Annotated in this window: 12 protein-coding genes; 7 read left to right on the forward strand and 5 right to left on the reverse strand. The window is 71.4% G+C overall.

All coding sequences use genetic code 11. The features are described from left to right. The first annotated feature begins 134 nt into the window (after nucleotides 1-134). Nucleotides 135-1,355, forward strand: coding sequence for a PucR family transcriptional regulator (locus ORV05_RS18560; protein WP_268440691.1), 1,221 nt, complete (start codon nucleotides 135-137; stop codon nucleotides 1,353-1,355). Between the two features lie 55 nt (nucleotides 1,356-1,410). Here the strand turns inward: ORV05_RS18560 and ORV05_RS18565 are convergent, their stop codons facing one another. The 5 genes from ORV05_RS18565 to ORV05_RS18585 all read right to left on the reverse strand — a co-directional run bounded on the left by ORV05_RS18565 (nucleotide 1,411) and on the right by ORV05_RS18585 (nucleotide 7,493). Further along, nucleotides 1,411-2,676, reverse strand: a complete 1,266-nt coding sequence (locus ORV05_RS18565; protein ID WP_268440692.1) for a wax ester/triacylglycerol synthase domain-containing protein — start codon at nucleotides 2,674-2,676, stop codon at nucleotides 1,411-1,413. Between the two features lie 46 nt (nucleotides 2,677-2,722). Then, nucleotides 2,723-3,481: an SDR family NAD(P)-dependent oxidoreductase gene (locus tag ORV05_RS18570; RefSeq protein WP_268440693.1), complete on the reverse strand. Its 759-nt coding sequence runs from the start codon at nucleotides 3,479-3,481 to the stop codon at nucleotides 2,723-2,725. Between the two features lie 13 nt (nucleotides 3,482-3,494). Continuing rightward, nucleotides 3,495-4,082, reverse strand: a complete 588-nt coding sequence (locus ORV05_RS18575; protein ID WP_268440694.1) for an FKBP-type peptidyl-prolyl cis-trans isomerase — start codon at nucleotides 4,080-4,082, stop codon at nucleotides 3,495-3,497. A gap of 31 nt (nucleotides 4,083-4,113) precedes the next feature. Continuing rightward, nucleotides 4,114-6,399 carry an ATP-binding domain-containing protein gene (locus ORV05_RS18580; protein WP_268440695.1) on the reverse strand — a complete coding sequence of 762 codons (2,286 nt, stop codon included), beginning with the start codon at nucleotides 6,397-6,399 and terminating at the stop codon, nucleotides 4,114-4,116. Between the two features lie 113 nt (nucleotides 6,400-6,512). Next, nucleotides 6,513-7,493 carry a heme o synthase gene (locus ORV05_RS18585; RefSeq protein ID WP_268440696.1) on the reverse strand — a complete coding sequence of 327 codons (981 nt, stop codon included), beginning with the start codon at nucleotides 7,491-7,493 and terminating at the stop codon, nucleotides 6,513-6,515. Nucleotides 7,494-7,807: 314 nt separating this feature from the next. On the opposite strand from ORV05_RS18585, the gene tkt reads away from it, so the two are divergent. The 6 genes from tkt (at nucleotide 7,808) to pgl (ending at nucleotide 16,086) form a co-directional block, all read left to right on the forward strand. Next, the gene (gene tkt / locus ORV05_RS18590; RefSeq protein ID WP_268440697.1) at nucleotides 7,808-9,919 is read left to right on the forward strand and encodes a transketolase; all 2,112 of its coding nucleotides are present in this window, start codon (nucleotides 7,808-7,810) and stop codon (nucleotides 9,917-9,919) included. Nucleotides 9,920-9,939: 20 nt separating this feature from the next. Continuing rightward, a complete protein-coding gene (tal, locus tag ORV05_RS18595) occupies nucleotides 9,940-11,070 on the forward strand; it encodes a transaldolase (RefSeq protein ID WP_268440698.1) in 1,131 nt (376 codons plus the stop codon). Nucleotides 11,071-11,074: 4 nt separating this feature from the next. After that, the gene (locus ORV05_RS18600) at nucleotides 11,075-12,724 is read left to right on the forward strand and encodes a glucose-6-phosphate isomerase (protein WP_407652788.1); all 1,650 of its coding nucleotides are present in this window, start codon (nucleotides 11,075-11,077) and stop codon (nucleotides 12,722-12,724) included. Next, nucleotides 12,721-14,247 (forward strand): glucose-6-phosphate dehydrogenase, encoded by a 1,527-nt coding sequence (gene zwf / locus ORV05_RS18605; protein WP_268440700.1) that lies wholly within the window; start codon nucleotides 12,721-12,723, stop codon nucleotides 14,245-14,247. Before ORV05_RS18600 ends, zwf begins: the two co-directional genes overlap by 4 nt. 73 nt (nucleotides 14,248-14,320) lie before the next feature. Beyond that, complete coding sequence (gene opcA, locus ORV05_RS18610) at nucleotides 14,321-15,310, forward strand: glucose-6-phosphate dehydrogenase assembly protein OpcA (protein WP_268440701.1); 990 nt, start codon at nucleotides 14,321-14,323, stop codon at nucleotides 15,308-15,310. After that, on the forward strand, nucleotides 15,307-16,086 hold the full coding sequence (gene pgl / locus ORV05_RS18615) for a 6-phosphogluconolactonase (RefSeq protein ID WP_268440702.1): 780 nt from the start codon (nucleotides 15,307-15,309) through the stop codon (nucleotides 16,084-16,086). Before opcA ends, pgl begins: the two co-directional genes overlap by 4 nt. The last annotated feature ends 68 nt before the right edge of the window (nucleotides 16,087-16,154 follow it).

A 16,154-nucleotide genomic window follows, 5' to 3' on the forward strand; every position in this document is an offset into this window, starting at 1 on the left:
CATAATCCAACCAGGGACGGCCGGGATTCTTCACGCGGGAAACAAAAAACGGCGAGCCCCGGTTGTCACGAGCGAACAGTATTGACCCGATCGAAGGACGACTGCGGACTACGGGCAGGAGGGCGCCGGAGAGCGTGGAAAAGAGAGCCGACCCGAGCGAGTCGAAACTGGAAGAACTGGCCTCGGCCACGGCCGACCGGCTGCCCCGCATGCTCGACGACGTCACCCGGCTGCTGCGCCACGACTGGCCCGACTACGCGGACTTCATCGTGACCGAGCGGGACGAGGTCCTGGTCGCGGCGAGCATCTTCCTGCACCGTCTGGTGCGGATGGCCAAATGGGACATCACCGAGTTGTCGGAGCTGTCGGAGGCCCCCGACCAGCAGCCGGACCAGCTCGGCGAGCAGTCGGTGTTCGAGGAGATCGGCCGGGCGCAGTGGCAGCAGGGCCGCGACCTGACCAGCCTGCTGTCGGCCTACCAGATCGGCGCCAGGGTTGCCTGGCACCATGTGGCCGAGGTCGCGCTCGAAGTCGGCGTCTCCCCCGACGTGTTCGCCTCCCTCGCGGAGGCGGTCTTCATCTTCGTGGACCAGTTGTCCTCGGCGTCGGCACGCGGGTACGTGCTCGAACAGTCCGAGGCCGCCGCCGCGCGGGAAAGGCTGCGCGACGAACTGGGCGGCATGCTGCTCTCCGACCGGTCCGACACCGCCGCGATCCGCGCCGCCGCCGCCCGGGTGGACTGGCCGCTGCCGCGGGAGGCCGCGGTCGTCCTGGTCGAACCCGACAATCCGGTCGGCACCGCGCTGCTGGCCCGGCTCGACCACTCGTGCCTGCACGTGCGGCGGCAGCGGACGGTGTGCGCGATCATCCCCGATCCGAACGGACCCCAGCGGCGGCAGCGGCTGTCGGTCGCCCTGCGGGGCGCCGGGGCCGTGGTCGGGCACGCGGTGCCGCTGGAGAACCTGCCCGCCAGCATGCGGGTCGCCGAGGTCGCCGCCCAGCTGCGGCACGCGGGTGTGCTGGGCGACGATCCGGTGTTCGTCGACGAGCACCTGGATTCGATCATCGTGCACCGCGATCCCCGGCTGCTGGACGCGTTCCGCACCCAGTGCCTGGCCCCGCTGGACGCGCTGGGCCCGGTGACCCGGCAGCGCCTGTGCGAGACCCTCGCGTCCTGGCTGCGGCACCTGGGCGACCGGCGGGCGGTGGCCGAGGAGCTGCACATCCACCCGCAGACCGTGCGCTACCGGCTCAGCCAGCTGCGCGAACTGTTCGGCGAGCGGCTCGACGATCCGGACAACCGCCGCCGTCTCACCCTGGCACTGGCCTGGGGCGACCCCTCCCCGGCCCGGTGAACACCACCCCGGCGGTTTTGCCGGGGGGACCGGCGTTGTGCCGTGAGGAACCCGGCTAGGACAGCTCGTCGAGGATCCGGCGGAACTCCTTGAGGAAGGGCTCGGCGTCATCGAGGAAGGCCGGGTCGGCGGCCAGGGTCATCGAAAACACCCCGTGCCAGCCGAGCACGCCGACCACGAAGGGGGTGCCCGGCGCCAGCGGGATGATCGGGTACGCGGTGATGAGCGGATAGCCGTTCATGGCGACCTGCCAGGTGGCGCCCGGCATGTTCGAGGCGATCCCGTGGAAGAACCGGCCCCCGTAGACGGTGCGCGCGAACCAGGAGTGCAGGACCGGCGGCATCAGGCGGCCCAGGGCGTGCATGACGAAGCGGGAGGCGATCACCCGCGTCCCGGTCCGCAGCCGGGTGCTCGCCTTCGCCACCGCCGCGAGGCGCTGCGCCTCGGGCATTTCCCCCAGCGGCACCTCGACCATCACCGCCGCGGTCACGTTCCCGGCCCGTCCCGCCCTCGGTTCGGCCGCCATCAGCGGTACCGACACCAGCAGCTTCGACGGCAGCGGTCCCTTCGCCAGGCGGCGCAGCGCACCGGCCGTCCCGGCCAGCAGCAGGTCGGTCACCCGGACCCCGCGGCGCCGCGCCAGCTCCCGCACCTCGTCCAGGTCCAGTGCCAGGGTGCCGAAGGTCCGCCCGGCCGTCCCGCTCACCGCGAGCCTGCCCCGGGGCCGCCGGTCGAAGGCCAGTTGCGCCAGGCCCACGGCGCCACCGAGCACCTGGCGCAGGCGCCCCGGCCGGGCCATGTCGCCCATCGCCGAGGTCAGGTCCGGCGAGTCGAACATGCTCAGCATCAGGTTGATCGTGCCGATGCCGTCGGCCACCGAATGGTGCACCAGGGAGATCACCGCGGCCACGTGTTCCTCGATGCCGGTCACCACACACAGCCGCCACAGCGGGCGATCCCTCGGCAGCGGCTGCCCGGCCAGCTCCGCGACCAGCCGGTGCAGCGCCGGCATCCCGCCGGGCCGCCCGTCGGGACGGCGCAGATCGAACTCCGGCACGTGCCATGCCCAGTCGATCGCGGTATGGGCGATCCAGCGCAGGGGCCGCCAGCGGGTCGGTGGTGCCAGGCGCCAGCGGAAACCGGGCAGTCCCGGCAGCGCCGCGACGATCTTGGCCCGCAGCTGCTCACGGGTGGGCGGGCCGTCCTGGCCCGAGGTGTCGAGCATGATCAGGCCGCCGACGTGCTGCGGCGCCCACGGGGTCTCCACGTGCAGGAAGAACGCGTCCGAGGCCGGGATCCGGCCGGTGTCTCGCCTCGCCACACCGCGATCATGGCACCGCGGCCGCGGGGACGGCACTTCCAGCGGGTCAGGAGCCACCGAAGCGGGTGGCGAGCGTGCGGTAGAGCGAGGGCATCAGGCCCCGGACCGCGACGGGCAGCCGCAGCCAGCCGGGCACGTACGCCTCGGCGCGGCCCTCGCGCAGCGACCGCAGCACCGCCAGCGCCACCCGGTCCGCGGGCACGGGACGCGGGCTGCTGCGCTGGTAGGGCCGTCCGCGGCGGGTGAAGAACGCGGTGTCCACCACCCCGGGGACGACCACGCCGACGTGCACGGCGGTATCCGCCAGCTCGAACCGGAGACTTTCCGCGAAGGCGTCGACCCCGGCCTTGACGCCGGAATAGACCGCCTCGCCCGCGACCCCGGTGCGCCCGGCGATCGAGGTCACGAACATCACCGAGGACCGCGGGCGGGCACGCAGGGACGGCAGCAGCGCCCGGGTCAGCTCCATCGGCGTGAGCAGGTTCACCTCGACGATCCGCCGCACGTCCGCCGCGGTCATCTCGGGGAAGGGACCCGCCCAGCCGATCCCGGCGTTGTTGACCAGGATGTCCACCTCGCCGAAGCGGCGGGTGATCTCCTCGGCGGCGGCGGGCACGGCCGCCGGGTCGGCGAAGTCCGCGGTGAGCGTGGCACCGCCGGTGCGCCCCGCCAGCGCGGCGAGCCTGCCGGGGTCGCGCCCGTGCAGCACGAGCCGCGCCCCGGCCTCGTGCAGCCGGAGCGCGGTCGCCGCCCCGATCCCCGACGAAGCGCCGGTGACCACCGCGAGCGCGCCCCGGACGTCCATCTGCGGGGACGCGTCAGCCGGTGACGCCGACCGCGTCGACGACGAACACGAGTGTCTCGTTCGGCTTGATGGTCTGCTGCCCGCTGGCGCCGTAGCCCAGCTGCGGCGGCACGACCAGCAGGCGGCGGCCGCCCTGCTTGATGCCCACCAGGCCCTGGTCCCAGCCGGGGATGACGGTGCCCTGGCCGAGGGTGAACGAGAACGGCTGCGAACCGAACGAGTTCTGCTGGTCCTTCTTGTCCGACCAGGTGTAGAGGTCGTAGTTCATCTGCAGCGCACTGCCGGCCTTCGCGTCGGCTCCGCTACCGGCCTTGAGGTCCTTGGTCAGCAGCTTCGTCGGCGCGGTGCAGGTGTCCGGGATGGTGACGGTCGGCTTGCTGCCGTAGTCCCCGGTGACCTTGATGTCGTCCACGGTGCACTCATGCTGCTGGGTGGTCGGCGCGGCGGCCACCGAGGACGCCGAGGAGGCTCCCGCCGGGTTCGGCGCCGGATAGGTGGGTCCGTTGCCGGGAGGGTAGGACGAGGGCTCCTGGCCGTTGGAGCAGGCGGCGAGCCCCAGCGCGGCTGCCACCACGAGCACGATCTTGCCAGCATTACGCATGGCGACACCTTAACCGCCGGTTGACCTGTCCTTATCCGGCACCCACGAGAGTCGGCAGCGCATGCTCGGTGTAGACGACACCGAGCCGCTGCGTCGCCCGGGTGAGCGCGACGTACAGGTCGTTCCAGCCCCGCGGGGAGGCCGCCACGATCTCCTCGGGCGCCACCACGAGCACCCCGTCGAACTCCAGTCCCTTCGCCTCGCCGACGGTCAGCACGGACAGCCGTTCGTCCTCGGGCAACTGCTGCCGCACCCGGTCCAGCCGGGAGTCCGGGCACAGCACGGCGAGCGTGCCGCCGTCGACCGCGGCCAGCTCCTGGGCGGCCAGCCCCGCGACCCCCTCCTCGGGCAGCTTGCGCTGCCACGGCTCGACCCCGGTCTCCCGGACCGAGGAGGGCGCCCGCAGCCCCGGGTCCACCTCGGCGAGAGCGGCCGCGGCCAGCCGCATGATCTCGGCCGGAGTGCGGTAGTTGACGGTCAGTTCCCGCAGGCGCCAGCGGTCCTCGACATAGGGGGCGAGCATCTCGTGCCACGAGGAGGCGCCCGCCGCCGCACCGGTTTGCGCGACGTCGCCGACCAGGGTCATCGACCGGCTGGGACAGCGCCGCATGAGCAGCCGCCAGTCCATCGGCGACAGCTCCTGTGCCTCGTCGACGATCACGTGCCCGAAGGTCCAGCGACGGTCGGCCGCCGCCCGCTGCGCGGCGGTCAGCTCGCTGCGGCGCTGCTGGCGTTCGGCGAACAGTTCGGCGTCGAGAATGTCGCTCACCCGGAGGATTTCCTCGTCGATGATCTCCTCGTCCTGTTCGAGGATGTCGAGCACGCCCTCGGCGTAGGCCCGTTCCTCACGCTCGCGCCGCGCCCTAGCGGCGCGAGCGTCGCTGTCGTCCTCGCCGAGCAGCTCGGCCAGCTCGTCGAGCAGCGGCACGTCCGCGGACGTCCACCGCTCGGCGGCGGGACGCACCAGATGCGCCCACTCCTCCTCGGCGAGGAGGCCGCCCGCCGCGGACTCCAGCCGCTCCGGCGCGGAGAACAACTCGCGCAGCAGGCGCTGCGGGGTGATCTTCGGCCACAGGGAGTCCAGCGCCTCGCGGACGGTCGCCGAGGCGGCCAGCTCGGCCCGGATCTCCGCCCGGTCCCCGGGATCGAGCACCGGCGTGTCCGCGTTTTCCCCCTCCTTGAGGGGGATTTCCGGCACGCCGTCGAACAGGTCGACCTCGAACCGGCTCGCCGCCCGCTCCGCCAGCACGCCGAGCAGCTCTTCGAAGAACACGCGGCGGGCGACGTTGTGCGGCCGCAGGGTCCCGCGTGCCTTGGCGCGGGCCCGCTCGCAGGTCGCCCGGTCCAGCTGGAGCACTCCGTCGTCGAACTCCACCTCGAGCACGTCTTCGGGCACCCGCTGGCGGTCGGCGACCGCGGCGGCCAGCACCCGGGTCATCACCAGCCGGCCCTTGACCTCGGCGGCCTCGCGGCTGTCGGCTCCCCTGGCCCGCACACCGGGGAACAACTGTCCCACCGTGGCCAGCAGCACGCCGGTCTCCCCGAGCGACGGGAGCACCTGCCCGATGTAGCGCAGGAAAGTGCTGTTCGGGCCCACCACGAGCACGCCGCGCGTGGCGAGCTGCTGGCGGTAGGTGTAGAGCAGGTACGCGGCGCGATGCAGGGCCACGGCCGTCTTGCCGGTGCCCGGGCCGCCCTGGACCACGAGCACACCGCCGAGCTCGTCGCGGATGATCCGGTCCTGCTCGGCCTGGATGGTGGCGACGATGTCGCTCATCTCACCGGTCCGGCGGCGCTCCAGCGCGGCCAGCAGCGCCGCCTCGCCCGCCAGCCCCAGGTCGTGGCCCTGGTCGGCGGCCCGCAGGTCCAGGATCTCGTCGTCAAGGCCGACCACCCTGCGGCTGAGGGTGCGGATGTGCCTGCGCCGCCGCACTCCCTCCGGGGAGGCGGCGGTGGCCAGGTAGAACGGCCGCGCGGCGGGGGCGCGCCAGTCGATGAGCAGCGGTTCGTAGTCGCCGTCTTCGTCGAACAGCCCCAGCCTGCCGACGTAGACGGTCTCGTCCTCGTGGAAGTCGAGGCGGCCGAAGCACAGTCCCTGTTCCACCGAGCTGAGCTGGGCGAGCCGCTCCGAGTACAGGGTCGTGGCCACGTCCCGCTCGGTGCGGGCCTGCGGCGGTCCCCCGGCCTGCCCCAGCACTTCGGTCAGGCGCCGCTGCGCGGATTCCCGCTCGGCGTCGAGCCTGCGGTACAGGAGAGACACGTAGTCCTGTTCCCCCGCCAGGTCGGTGCTGTTGTCTGGTTCCCGTTCCGGGGACACGGACAAGACGCAACCCACTTTCGCATCCGGAATGATCTGGTGACTGTTGCCCAACGCGGGAACCCGTCGGGGAATTCCCGCGCCGCCGGCCACCCGCCGGATCGTGCGAAGAACTAGAACGGCAGGCCGAAGGCGGGGAAGCCGAACGCCGAGTCCACGGCCAGCGCGCAGAACACGATCATCAGGTACGTGTTCGAGCGGTGGAACAGGGCCATCGGCTTGGTCGCCACCCCGCGCTTGACCTGGCGGTAGAGCCGGTGCGCGTAGAAGAGGAACCAGGTACCGGCCAGCACCGCGAAACCGGCGTAGAGCCAGCTCGTCGCGGGCACCAGCAGCAGGCTCCAGCCGACCATGACCCACGAGTAGATGAGGATCTGCCGCGCCACGTGCTGGGGGGTGGCCACGACCGGCAGCATCGGCACGCCGGCCCGCTCGTAGTCCTCCCGGTACCGCATGGCCAGTGCCCAGGTGTGCGGCGGGGTCCAGAAGAAGATCACACCGAACATCACGAAGGCGGGCCACTGCACGGTGCCGGTGACCGCGGACCAGCCGATCACGGTCGGCATGCAGCCCGCGGCCCCGCCCCACACCACGTTCTGCGCCGTCCGCCGCTTCAGGCCGAAGGTGTAGACGAAGATGTAGAACAGGATCGTGGCGATCGCGAGGATCGCCGAAAGCAGATTGACCGTGAAGTACATCATCGCGAACGACGCGATGCCCAGCACGATGCCGAACACGAGCGCGTTGCGCCGCGGAACGGAGTCACGGACCAGCGGCCGGCGCTTGGTGCGGTTCATCACCTTGTCGATGTCCGCGTCGATCACACAGTTCAGCGCGTTCGCGCTGCCCGCGGCCATGGAACCACCGATCAGCGTGGCCAGCATCAGCCACGGCGACGGAATCGTCCGCCCGGCAAGGAACATCGCCGGAATGGTCGTCACCAGCAACAGCTCGATGACCTGCGGTTTCGTCAACGCGAGGTAGGCACCCGCGCGGCCGAGAAGGCGCTGCGGGAGCGTGCCGGGCCGTCCGCCGCTCGGGTCCACAGCGCTGGTGCTGTCACTGCGGCCGTGCGCAGCGTCCACCAACGACATTTCGCTCCCTGGGTCGGATCCAAATCGGGTCGGCACCAAGGCGCGACACCTCGACCGATGGTAGTCACGGCCGCGGGCCGCAGCGCGCCTGGGGTTGCCGATCTCGCCGTCCGGCCACGGTAAGTGTCGGGTTTCGACCCGGCGGGTAGTCACCCACTAGGCTGCCTGCCGAGGGACCCGATCGTGGCTGCGCGCAGGGCCCCGAGCAGGAATATTGCGCCTTCGTGATCGATTGAGACAAGGGGTAGCCTGCAGGCGCGCGCAAGCCGAGTGACGAAAACGACCAACGACAAGCACCGGGGAGTCCGAGTTCAGTGTCCGAAACCGCCTCTATCAGCGAGAACAACCCTCTGCTCCGGCGGAACGTGCCCGCCGGCTGGACCGATCTCGACACCCGCGCCGTGGACACCGTCCGGGTGCTGGCCGCGGACGCGGTCGAGAACTGCGGCAGCGGGCATCCCGGCACCGCGATGAGCCTGGCCCCGCTGGCCTACACGCTGTTCCAGCGCGAGATGCGTCACGACCCCAGTGACCCCGAGTGGCCCGCGCGCGACCGGTTCGTCCTCTCCGCCGGGCACAGCAGCCTGACGCTCTACATCCAGCTCTTCCTCTCCGGCTACGGACTCGAACTCGAGGACCTCAAGCAGCTGCGCAAGTGGGGCTCCAAGACCCCGGGCCACCCCGAGTACCGCCACACCAAGGGCGTGGAGACCACCACCGGCCCGCTGGGCCAGGGCCTGGCCAACGCGGTCGGCATGGCGATGGCCGCCCGCCGCGAGCGCGGCCTGCTCGACCCCGCGGCCGCGCCCGGCGAGAGCATCTTCGACCACCACATCTACGTGATCGCTTCCGACGGCGACATCGAAGAGGGCGTCACCTCCGAGGCCTCCTCCATCGCGGGCCGCCAGGAGCTGGGCAACCTCATCGTCTTCTACGACGACAACAAGATCTCCATCGAGGACGACACCACCATCGCGCTGTCCGAGGACACCGCGAAGCGGTACGAGGCCTACGGCTGGCACGTGCAGACCGTCGAGGGCGGCGAGGACGTGGTGGCGATCCAGGAGGCGATCGCGGCGGCCAAGGCCGACCCGCGCCCGTCCTTCATCCTCCTGCGCACCGTGATCGGCTACCCGGCGCCGACGAAGATGAACACCGGCAAGTCGCATGGTGCCGCGCTGGGCGCCGAAGAGGTGGCCGCGGTCAAGAAGATCCTCGGTTTCGACCCGGAGAAGGACTTCGAGGTCGACGACGAGGTGCTGGCCCACACCCGCCAGGCGGTCGACCGCGGCAAGCAGTGGCGCGCCGAATGGCAGGAGCGCTACGACGCGTGGGCCACGGCCAACCCGGAGCGCAAGGCGCTGGCCGACCGGCTGGCCACCCGCACCCTGCCCGATGGCTGGGCGGACGGGCTGCCGTCCTGGGAGCCCGACGCCAAGGGCATCGCCACCCGCAAGGCCTCCGGCGAGGTGCTCTCCGCCCTGGCCGACGCGCTGCCGGAGCTGTGGGGCGGTTCGGCCGACCTGGCCGAGAGCAACAACACCACGATGAAGGGCGCCGACTCCTTCGGCCCGGAAAAGGCTTCCACGGAGATGTGGCGGGCCAACCCCTACGGCCGCACGCTGCACTTCGGTGTCCGCGAGCACGCGATGGGCTCGATCCTCAACGGCATCGCGCTGCACGGCGGCACCCGGCCCTACGGTGCGACCTTCCTCATCTTCAGCGACTACATGCGCCCGCCGGTGCGGCTGGCCGCGCTGATGAAGCTGCCGGTCACCTACGTCTGGACGCACGACTCGATCGGTCTCGGCGAGGACGGCCCGACGCACCAGCCGATCGAGCAACTGGCCTCGCTGCGCGCGATCCCGGGCCTGAACGTGGTCCGGCCCGCGGACGCCAACGAGACCGCCGCCGCCTGGAAGGCCGTGCTGGAGGACACCGAGCACCCGTCGGGCCTGGCGCTGACCCGCCAGAACGTGCCGATCCTCGAGGGCACCTCGGCCGAGGGCGTGGCCAAGGGTGGGTACGTGCTGGCCGAGGCCGAGGGCGGTGCCGCCGGCAAGCCCGAGGTGATTCTCATCGCCACCGGCTCGGAGGTCCAGCTGGCCGTCGCGGCCCGCGAGGCCCTGCAGGCCGACGGCGTGCCGACCCGCGTGGTCTCGATGCCGTGCGTGGAGTGGTTCGACGCGCAGGACGAGGCGTACCGGGAATCGGTGCTGCCCTCCGACGTCAAGGCCCGCGTCTCGGTCGAGGCCGGCGTGGCCCAGCCGTGGCACCGCTTCGTCGGCGACGCCGGTGAGATCGTCTCGATCGAGCACTTCGGCGCCTCCGCCGACTACCAGACCCTGTTCCGCGAGTTCGGGTTCACCGCCGACGCCGTGGTCGCCGCCGCGCGCAGCTCGCTCGCCAAGAGCAAGAACTCCTGACCACAGAGGGGATCACAGTCATGAGCGAAACCGGAAACGGCACCACCGACCGGCTCGCCGCGCTGTCCGAGGCCGGCGTGTCCATCTGGCTCGACGACCTGTCACGGGACCGGCTGAACTCGGGCAACCTCGCCGAGCTCATCCGGGACCGCCACGTCGTGGGTGTCACCACCAACCCGACGATCTTCGCCAACGCCCTGTCCCAGGGCGAGGCCTACGACGAGCAGGTCCGTGAGCTCGCCGCCCGCGGCGCCGGCCTGTCGGCCACCGTGCGCGAGCTGACCACCACCGACGTGCGCAACGCGGCGGACCTGTTCCGCGATGTCTACCGCGCGAGCAACGGGGTGGACGGCCGCGTCTCCATCGAGGTCGACCCGCGGCTGGCCAAGGACGCGGAGAAGACCGCGGCCGAGGCGCAGGACCTGTGGAAGACGGTGGACCGGCCGAACATCTTCATCAAGATCCCGGCCACCGAGGAAGGCCTGCCCGCGATCACCCGCACGCTCGCCGAGGGCATCAGCGTCAACGTCACGCTGATCTTCTCCCCTCAGCGCTACCGCGCGGTGATCGAGGCCTTCTTCGCGGGCCTGGAGCAGGCCAAGGCCAACGGCCACGACCTGCACTCGATCGAGTCCGTCGCCTCCTTCTTCGTGTCCCGTGTGGACACCGAGGTCGACAAGCGGCTCGACGCGATCGGCACCGCCGAGGCGAAGGTGCTGCGGGGTGAGGCGGCGATCGCGAACGCACGCCTGGCCTATGCCACCTACCTGGAGCTCTTCGCGTCGGAGCGCTGGGCCGCGCTCAAGGCCGCCGGAGCCAACCCGCAGCGCCCGCTGTGGGCCTCCACCGGCGTGAAGGACCCGGCCTACTCCGACACCCGCTACGTCGACCAGCTCGTGGTGGCGGGCACGGTCAACACGATGCCGGAGAAGACACTCTTCGCCGCCGCCGATCACGCGGAGATCGAGGGCGACAGGGTCAGCGGCACCGAGGCGCAGGCACAGGCGGTCTTCGACCAGCTGTCCGCGGTCGGGGTGGATGTCGCCGACGTGTTCCGCACCCTCGAGGACGAGGGCGTGGAGAAGTTCGAGAAGTCCTGGCAAGAGCTGCTCGACACCGTCGAGGCGCAGCTCGGGAAGGCTGAGAACTGACATGATGGGGGACGAAACCAGCGGGCTTGCCGTCACCATCCCCGATGGGCAGCTCGCGGCCCAGGCCGCACCGCTGGTGGACAAGCTGGTCTCGGACCAGATCGCCTCGAAGCTCGCCGCCGGAGACCCCACGCTGTGGGGTCCCGCGGCGGAGCCCGAAGCGTCCATCCGGCTGTCCTGGACCACGCTCCACAAGAGCTCGCGTCCGTTGATCGGGGAAATCGAGGCGCTGCGCGAGGAACTGCGCGGCGAAGGCGTGGACCGCGTCGTGCTGGCCGGTATGGGCGGCTCGTCGCTGGCGCCCGAGGTGATCACCAGGACCGAGGGCGAGGCACTGACCGTGCTCGACACCACCGACCCCGGCCAGGTCGCCGACGCCCTCGCCGGTGATCTCACCCGCACCGTGCTGGTGGTGTCGTCGAAGTCCGGCGGCACGGTGGAGACCGACAGCCACCGCCGCATCTTCGCGAAGGCCTTCGCGGAGGCCGGTGTCGACGCGGCGAGGCGGATCGTCGTGGTCACCGACCCGGGTTCGCCGCTGGCGCAGCTGGCCGAGAACGAGGGCTACCGCAAGGTGTTCCTGGCCGACCCGCACGTCGGCGGCCGCTACTCGGCGCTCACCGCGTTCGGGCTGGTCCCGGCGGGGCTGGCGGGCGCCGATGTGGCCCGCCTGCTCGACCAGGCCGCCGCCGCGGCCCAGGTGCTGGGCGGTGACGACGCGGACAACCCGGCGCTGCGGCTCGCCGCGGCCTGGGGCGCCGCACACGCCAACGGTGCCGAGAAGGTCGTACTGGCGACGACCGACTCGGGCGGCCTGGACTCGCTGCCCGGCTTCCCCGACTGGGCCGAACAGCTCATCGCCGAGTCCACCGGCAAGCAGGGCACCGGCCTGCTGCCGGTCGCCGTCGAGAGCGCCGACGCGCCCGGTTTCGCCGACGCCGGTGCCGACGCGACCCCGGTCGCCGTCGGCCCGGCCACGGGCGCGGCGAAAATCGCCACCTCCGGTTCGCTCGGGGCCCAGTTCCTGTTGTGGGAGTTCGCCACCGCGATCGCGGGCAGGCTGCTGGGGATCAACCCGTTCGACCAGCCCGACGTGGAGGCCGCCAAGGCGGCCGCCCGGTCGCTGCTGGACAACCCCGCCGCGCTCGGCGGCGGCGAGACGCCGTCCACTGTGGACGGCGCGGTGGAGGTCTTCGCACCCGCCGGGGTGTCCGGCGAGGGCACGCTCACCGACGTGCTCACCGAGTTCTTCGCCACCGCGCCGGAACACGGCTACCTGGCCGTGCAGGCCTACCTGGACCGGCTCGACGACGCCTCCGCTTCGCTGCTGCGCAGCGAGCTGGCGCGGCGCACCGGACTGCAGACCACCTTCGGCTGGGGGCCGCGGTTCCTGCACTCGACCGGGCAGTACCACAAGGGCGGGCATCAGAACGGCATCTTCCTGCAGATCACCGGTGCCGCCGAGCACGACCTCGACGTCCCGGACCGCCCGTACACCCTGGGCACGCTGCAGCACGCGCAGGCGCTCGGCGACGGGCAGGTACTCACCGGGCGCGGCAGGCCGGTGCTGCGTCTGCACCTCACGGACCGGGCCGCCGGCCTGGCCCAGCTCGTCCGGGCGATTCAGGCGATCCAGGAGGTGGGGGACCGATGACCGACTGGAGCAACCCGCTGCGCGATCCGCGCGACAAACGCCTGCCGCGCATCGCGGGCCCGTCCAGCATGGTGATCTTCGGGGTTACCGGCGACCTGTCCCGCAAGAAACTCATGCCCGCGATCTACGACCTGGCCAACCGGGGCCTGCTGCCCGCGGGGTTCTCGCTGATCGGGTTCGCCCGGCGGGACTGGGAGAACGAGGACTTCGGGCAGCTGGTGCACGACGCGGTCGCCGAGCACGCCCGCACCCCCTTTCGCGAGTCGGTGTGGAACCGGCTCGCCGAAGGCATCCGTTTCGTGCAGGGCACCTTCGACGACGACGACGCCTTCGACCGGCTCGCGCAGACCGTGCGGGACCTCGACGCCGAACGCGGCACCGGGGGCAACACCGCGTTCTACCTGTCGATCCCGCCCAGCGCGTTCCCGGTGGTGACCAAGCAGCTGGCCCGCTCCGGTCTCGCGCAGAGCGACGACCAGTCGTGGCGCCGGGTGGTCATCGAAAAGCCGTTCGGGCACGACCTGGCCAGCGCCAAGGAACTCAACACCATCGTCAACGACGTCTTCCCCGAGGAGTCGGTGTTCCGCATCGACCACTACCTGGGGAAGGAGACGGTGCAGAACATCCTGGCGCTGCGCTTCGCCAACCAGATGTTCGAGCCGATCTGGAACTCCAACTACGTCGACCACGTGCAGATCACCATGGCCGAGGACATCGGCCTCGGCGGCCGGGCCGGCTACTACGACGGTATCGGCGCGGCACGCGACGTGATCCAGAACCACCTCCTGCAGCTGCTGGCCTTCACCGCGATGGAGGAGCCGCTGTCGTTCGAGCCGCGCGCCCTGCGCGCGGAGAAGATCAAGGTGCTGTCGGCCACGAAACCGTGCCATCCCTTCGACCAGACGACCGCCCGCGGGCAGTACGCGGGCGGCTGGCAGGGCGGCAAGAAGGTGCCGGGCCTGTTGCAGGAGGCCGGGTTCGCCAAGGACTCGATCACCGAGACCTACGCCGCGGTCACCCTCGAGGTGCAGAACCGCCGGTGGGCCGGGGTGCCGTTCTACCTGCGCACCGGCAAGCGCCTGGGGCGCCGCGTCACCGAGATCGCCGTGATGTTCAAGCGGGCCCCGCACCTGCCCTTCGACCGCACCTCCACCGAGGAGCTGGGGCAGAACGCACTGGTGATCCGCGTCCAGCCGGACGAGGGCGTGACCATGCGGTTCGGGTCGAAGGTGCCGGGCACCACGATGGAGGTCCGGGACGTCACGATGGACTTCGGGTACGGCCACGCCTTCACCGAGTCCTCCCCCGAGGCCTACGAGCGGCTCATCCTGGACGTGCTCCTCGGCGAGCCCTCGCTGTTCCCGGTGAACGAGGAAGTCGAACTGTCCTGGCAGATCCTGGACCCGGTCCTGGAGTACTGGGCCAAGCAGGGCGCTCCCGAGCCGTATGCACCCGGCAGCTGGGGGCCCGCTTCGGCCGATGAAGTGCTGCAGCGCAGCGGGCGGAACTGGAGGCGACCGTGAGCCACACTTTGCGCAGCCCCGGCCACGGTCGCCGACCGGGTGCGGGTGCCCCGCACAAGCACTGGAGGCGACCGTGATCATCGATTTGCCCTCGACCACGACCTCTCAGGTCAACCGCAAGCTGGTGGAGTTGCGGGAACGTGGTGGTGCGGTCGCGCTCGGCCGCGTGCTCACCCTGGTGATCGTCGATGACGACGGCGAGCATCTGGAGGCGCACATCGACGCCGCCAACGAGGCCAGCCGCGAGCACCCGTGCCGGGTGATCGTGGTCGCGCGGGGTTCCCGCACGGCGGCTCCGCGCATCGACGGCCAGATCCGGGTCGGCGGTGATGCCGGTGCCAGCGAGGTGGTGATCCTGCGGCTGTACGGCCCGCTCGCGGCCCAGGGCCAGAGTGCGGTGGTGCCGCTGCTGCTGCCGGACGCGCCGATCGTCACCTGGTGGCCCAGCGCGGGACCGAAGGCTCCGGCGCAGGACCCGATCGGCCAGCTGGCGCAGCGCCGGATCACCGACTCGGCGGCCGAGCGCAGCCCGATAAGAGCACTGGCCACCCGCCGCAAGTCCTATGTGGAGGGTGACACGGATCTGGCCTGGACGCGGTTGACCAACTGGCGTGCCCAGCTGGTGGCCGCGCTGGATCTGCCGCCGTACGAGAAGATCACCGCCGCCACGGTGACCGGCGAAGCGGATTCGCCCTCCACCGAGCTGCTGGCGGGCTGGCTCGCCGAGTACCTGCGGGTGCCGGTGAAGCGGGTGAAAACCAGTACGGCGCAAGGAATCGTGTCCGTGTCGCTGGAGCGTCGCTCGGGTGCGGTGGAGCTGTACCGGCCGGATGGCAAGGTCGGCACGCTCACCCAGCCCGGCCAGCCGACGCGGCGCATCGCGCTGCACCGCCGCAGCACCAAGGACTGTCTCATCGAGGAGCTGCGGCGGCTCGACCCGGACGAGGTCTACGAGGCCGCGCTGCATGGTCTGGACAAGCTGAGCGCGGGCGCCGCCAAGAGCCCCGGCAAGCCCAAGGCCAAGAGCAACGGGAAGAAGCCGGCGAAGGCAGCCGCCTCGTGAGCGCGACCGAGGTGGTCGTCTACGCCAACCCGGAACTGCTGGCCGCGGCGGCCGCCGCCCGGCTGGTGACCAGGCTGGTGGATCTGCAGGCCGCCAAGGGAAGCGCTTCCCTGGTGCTCACCGGCGGCACCACCGGGATCGCGGTGCTGGAACAGCTGCACCGCTCCCCGGCACGGGATGCGGTGGACTGGTCCCGGCTGGACCTGTACTGGGGTGACGAGCGGTTCGTGCGCGCGGACGACGACGAGCGCAACGAAAAGCAGGCCCGCGAAGCGCTGCTCGACCACGTGCCCGTCGCCCCGGAGCGGGTGCACGCGATGCCGGCCTCGGACGGGGAATTCGGCGACGATCCGGACGCGGCGGCGGAGGCCTACGCCCGGGTTCTGGCCCGCCACGCCCGGCCCGAGGACCACGGCGAAGTGCCGGGATTCGACATCGTGCTGCTCGGCCTCGGCGGCGAGGGGCACACCGCGTCGATCTTCCCGGAATCGCCCGCGGTGTACGAGACCCAGCGGTCGGTGATCGCGGTGCGCAACTCGCCGAAGCCTCCGCCGACCAGGATCTCGCTGACCCTGCCCGCCCTTCGGCAGGGACACGACGTCTGGCTGCTGACCACCGGGGCGGCCAAGGCCGATGCGGTGGCGCTGGCACTGGCCGGCGCCGGCGAGGTGCAGCTCCCGGTCGCGGGTGCCCGCGGACGGCGACGCACGCTGTGGCTGATCGACCGGACCGCGGCGGGCAAGCTGTCGAACGTCTACCTGCCCCCGACGGCCTGATGACGGGCGCGGTGCCGTGCGGGTGCGCCCGCACGGCACCGCGCTTTCCGACGAAAGTCTTGAGAATG

This window comes from Amycolatopsis cynarae, from assembly GCF_026802195.1.
Classification (GTDB): domain Bacteria; phylum Actinomycetota; class Actinomycetes; order Mycobacteriales; family Pseudonocardiaceae; genus Amycolatopsis_E; species Amycolatopsis_E rhizosphaerae.

What these genes read in the sequence shown, in the direction of transcription:
- zwf (WP_268440700.1), top strand. Translation starts at nt 12,721, where the DNA reads ATGACCGACTGGAGCAACCCGCTGCGCGATCCGCGCGACAAACGCCTG.
- ORV05_RS18585 (WP_268440696.1), bottom strand. Translation starts at nt 7,493, where the DNA reads ATGTCGTTGGTGGACGCTGCGCACGGCCGCAGTGACAGCACCAGCGCT.
- ORV05_RS18575 (WP_268440694.1), bottom strand. Translation starts at nt 4,082, where the DNA reads ATGCGTAATGCTGGCAAGATCGTGCTCGTGGTGGCAGCCGCGCTGGGG.
- ORV05_RS18570 (WP_268440693.1), bottom strand. Translation starts at nt 3,481, where the DNA reads ATGGACGTCCGGGGCGCGCTCGCGGTGGTCACCGGCGCTTCGTCGGGG.
- ORV05_RS18600 (WP_407652788.1), top strand. Translation starts at nt 11,075, where the DNA reads ATGGGGGACGAAACCAGCGGGCTTGCCGTCACCATCCCCGATGGGCAG.
- tal (WP_268440698.1), top strand. Translation starts at nt 9,940, where the DNA reads ATGAGCGAAACCGGAAACGGCACCACCGACCGGCTCGCCGCGCTGTCC.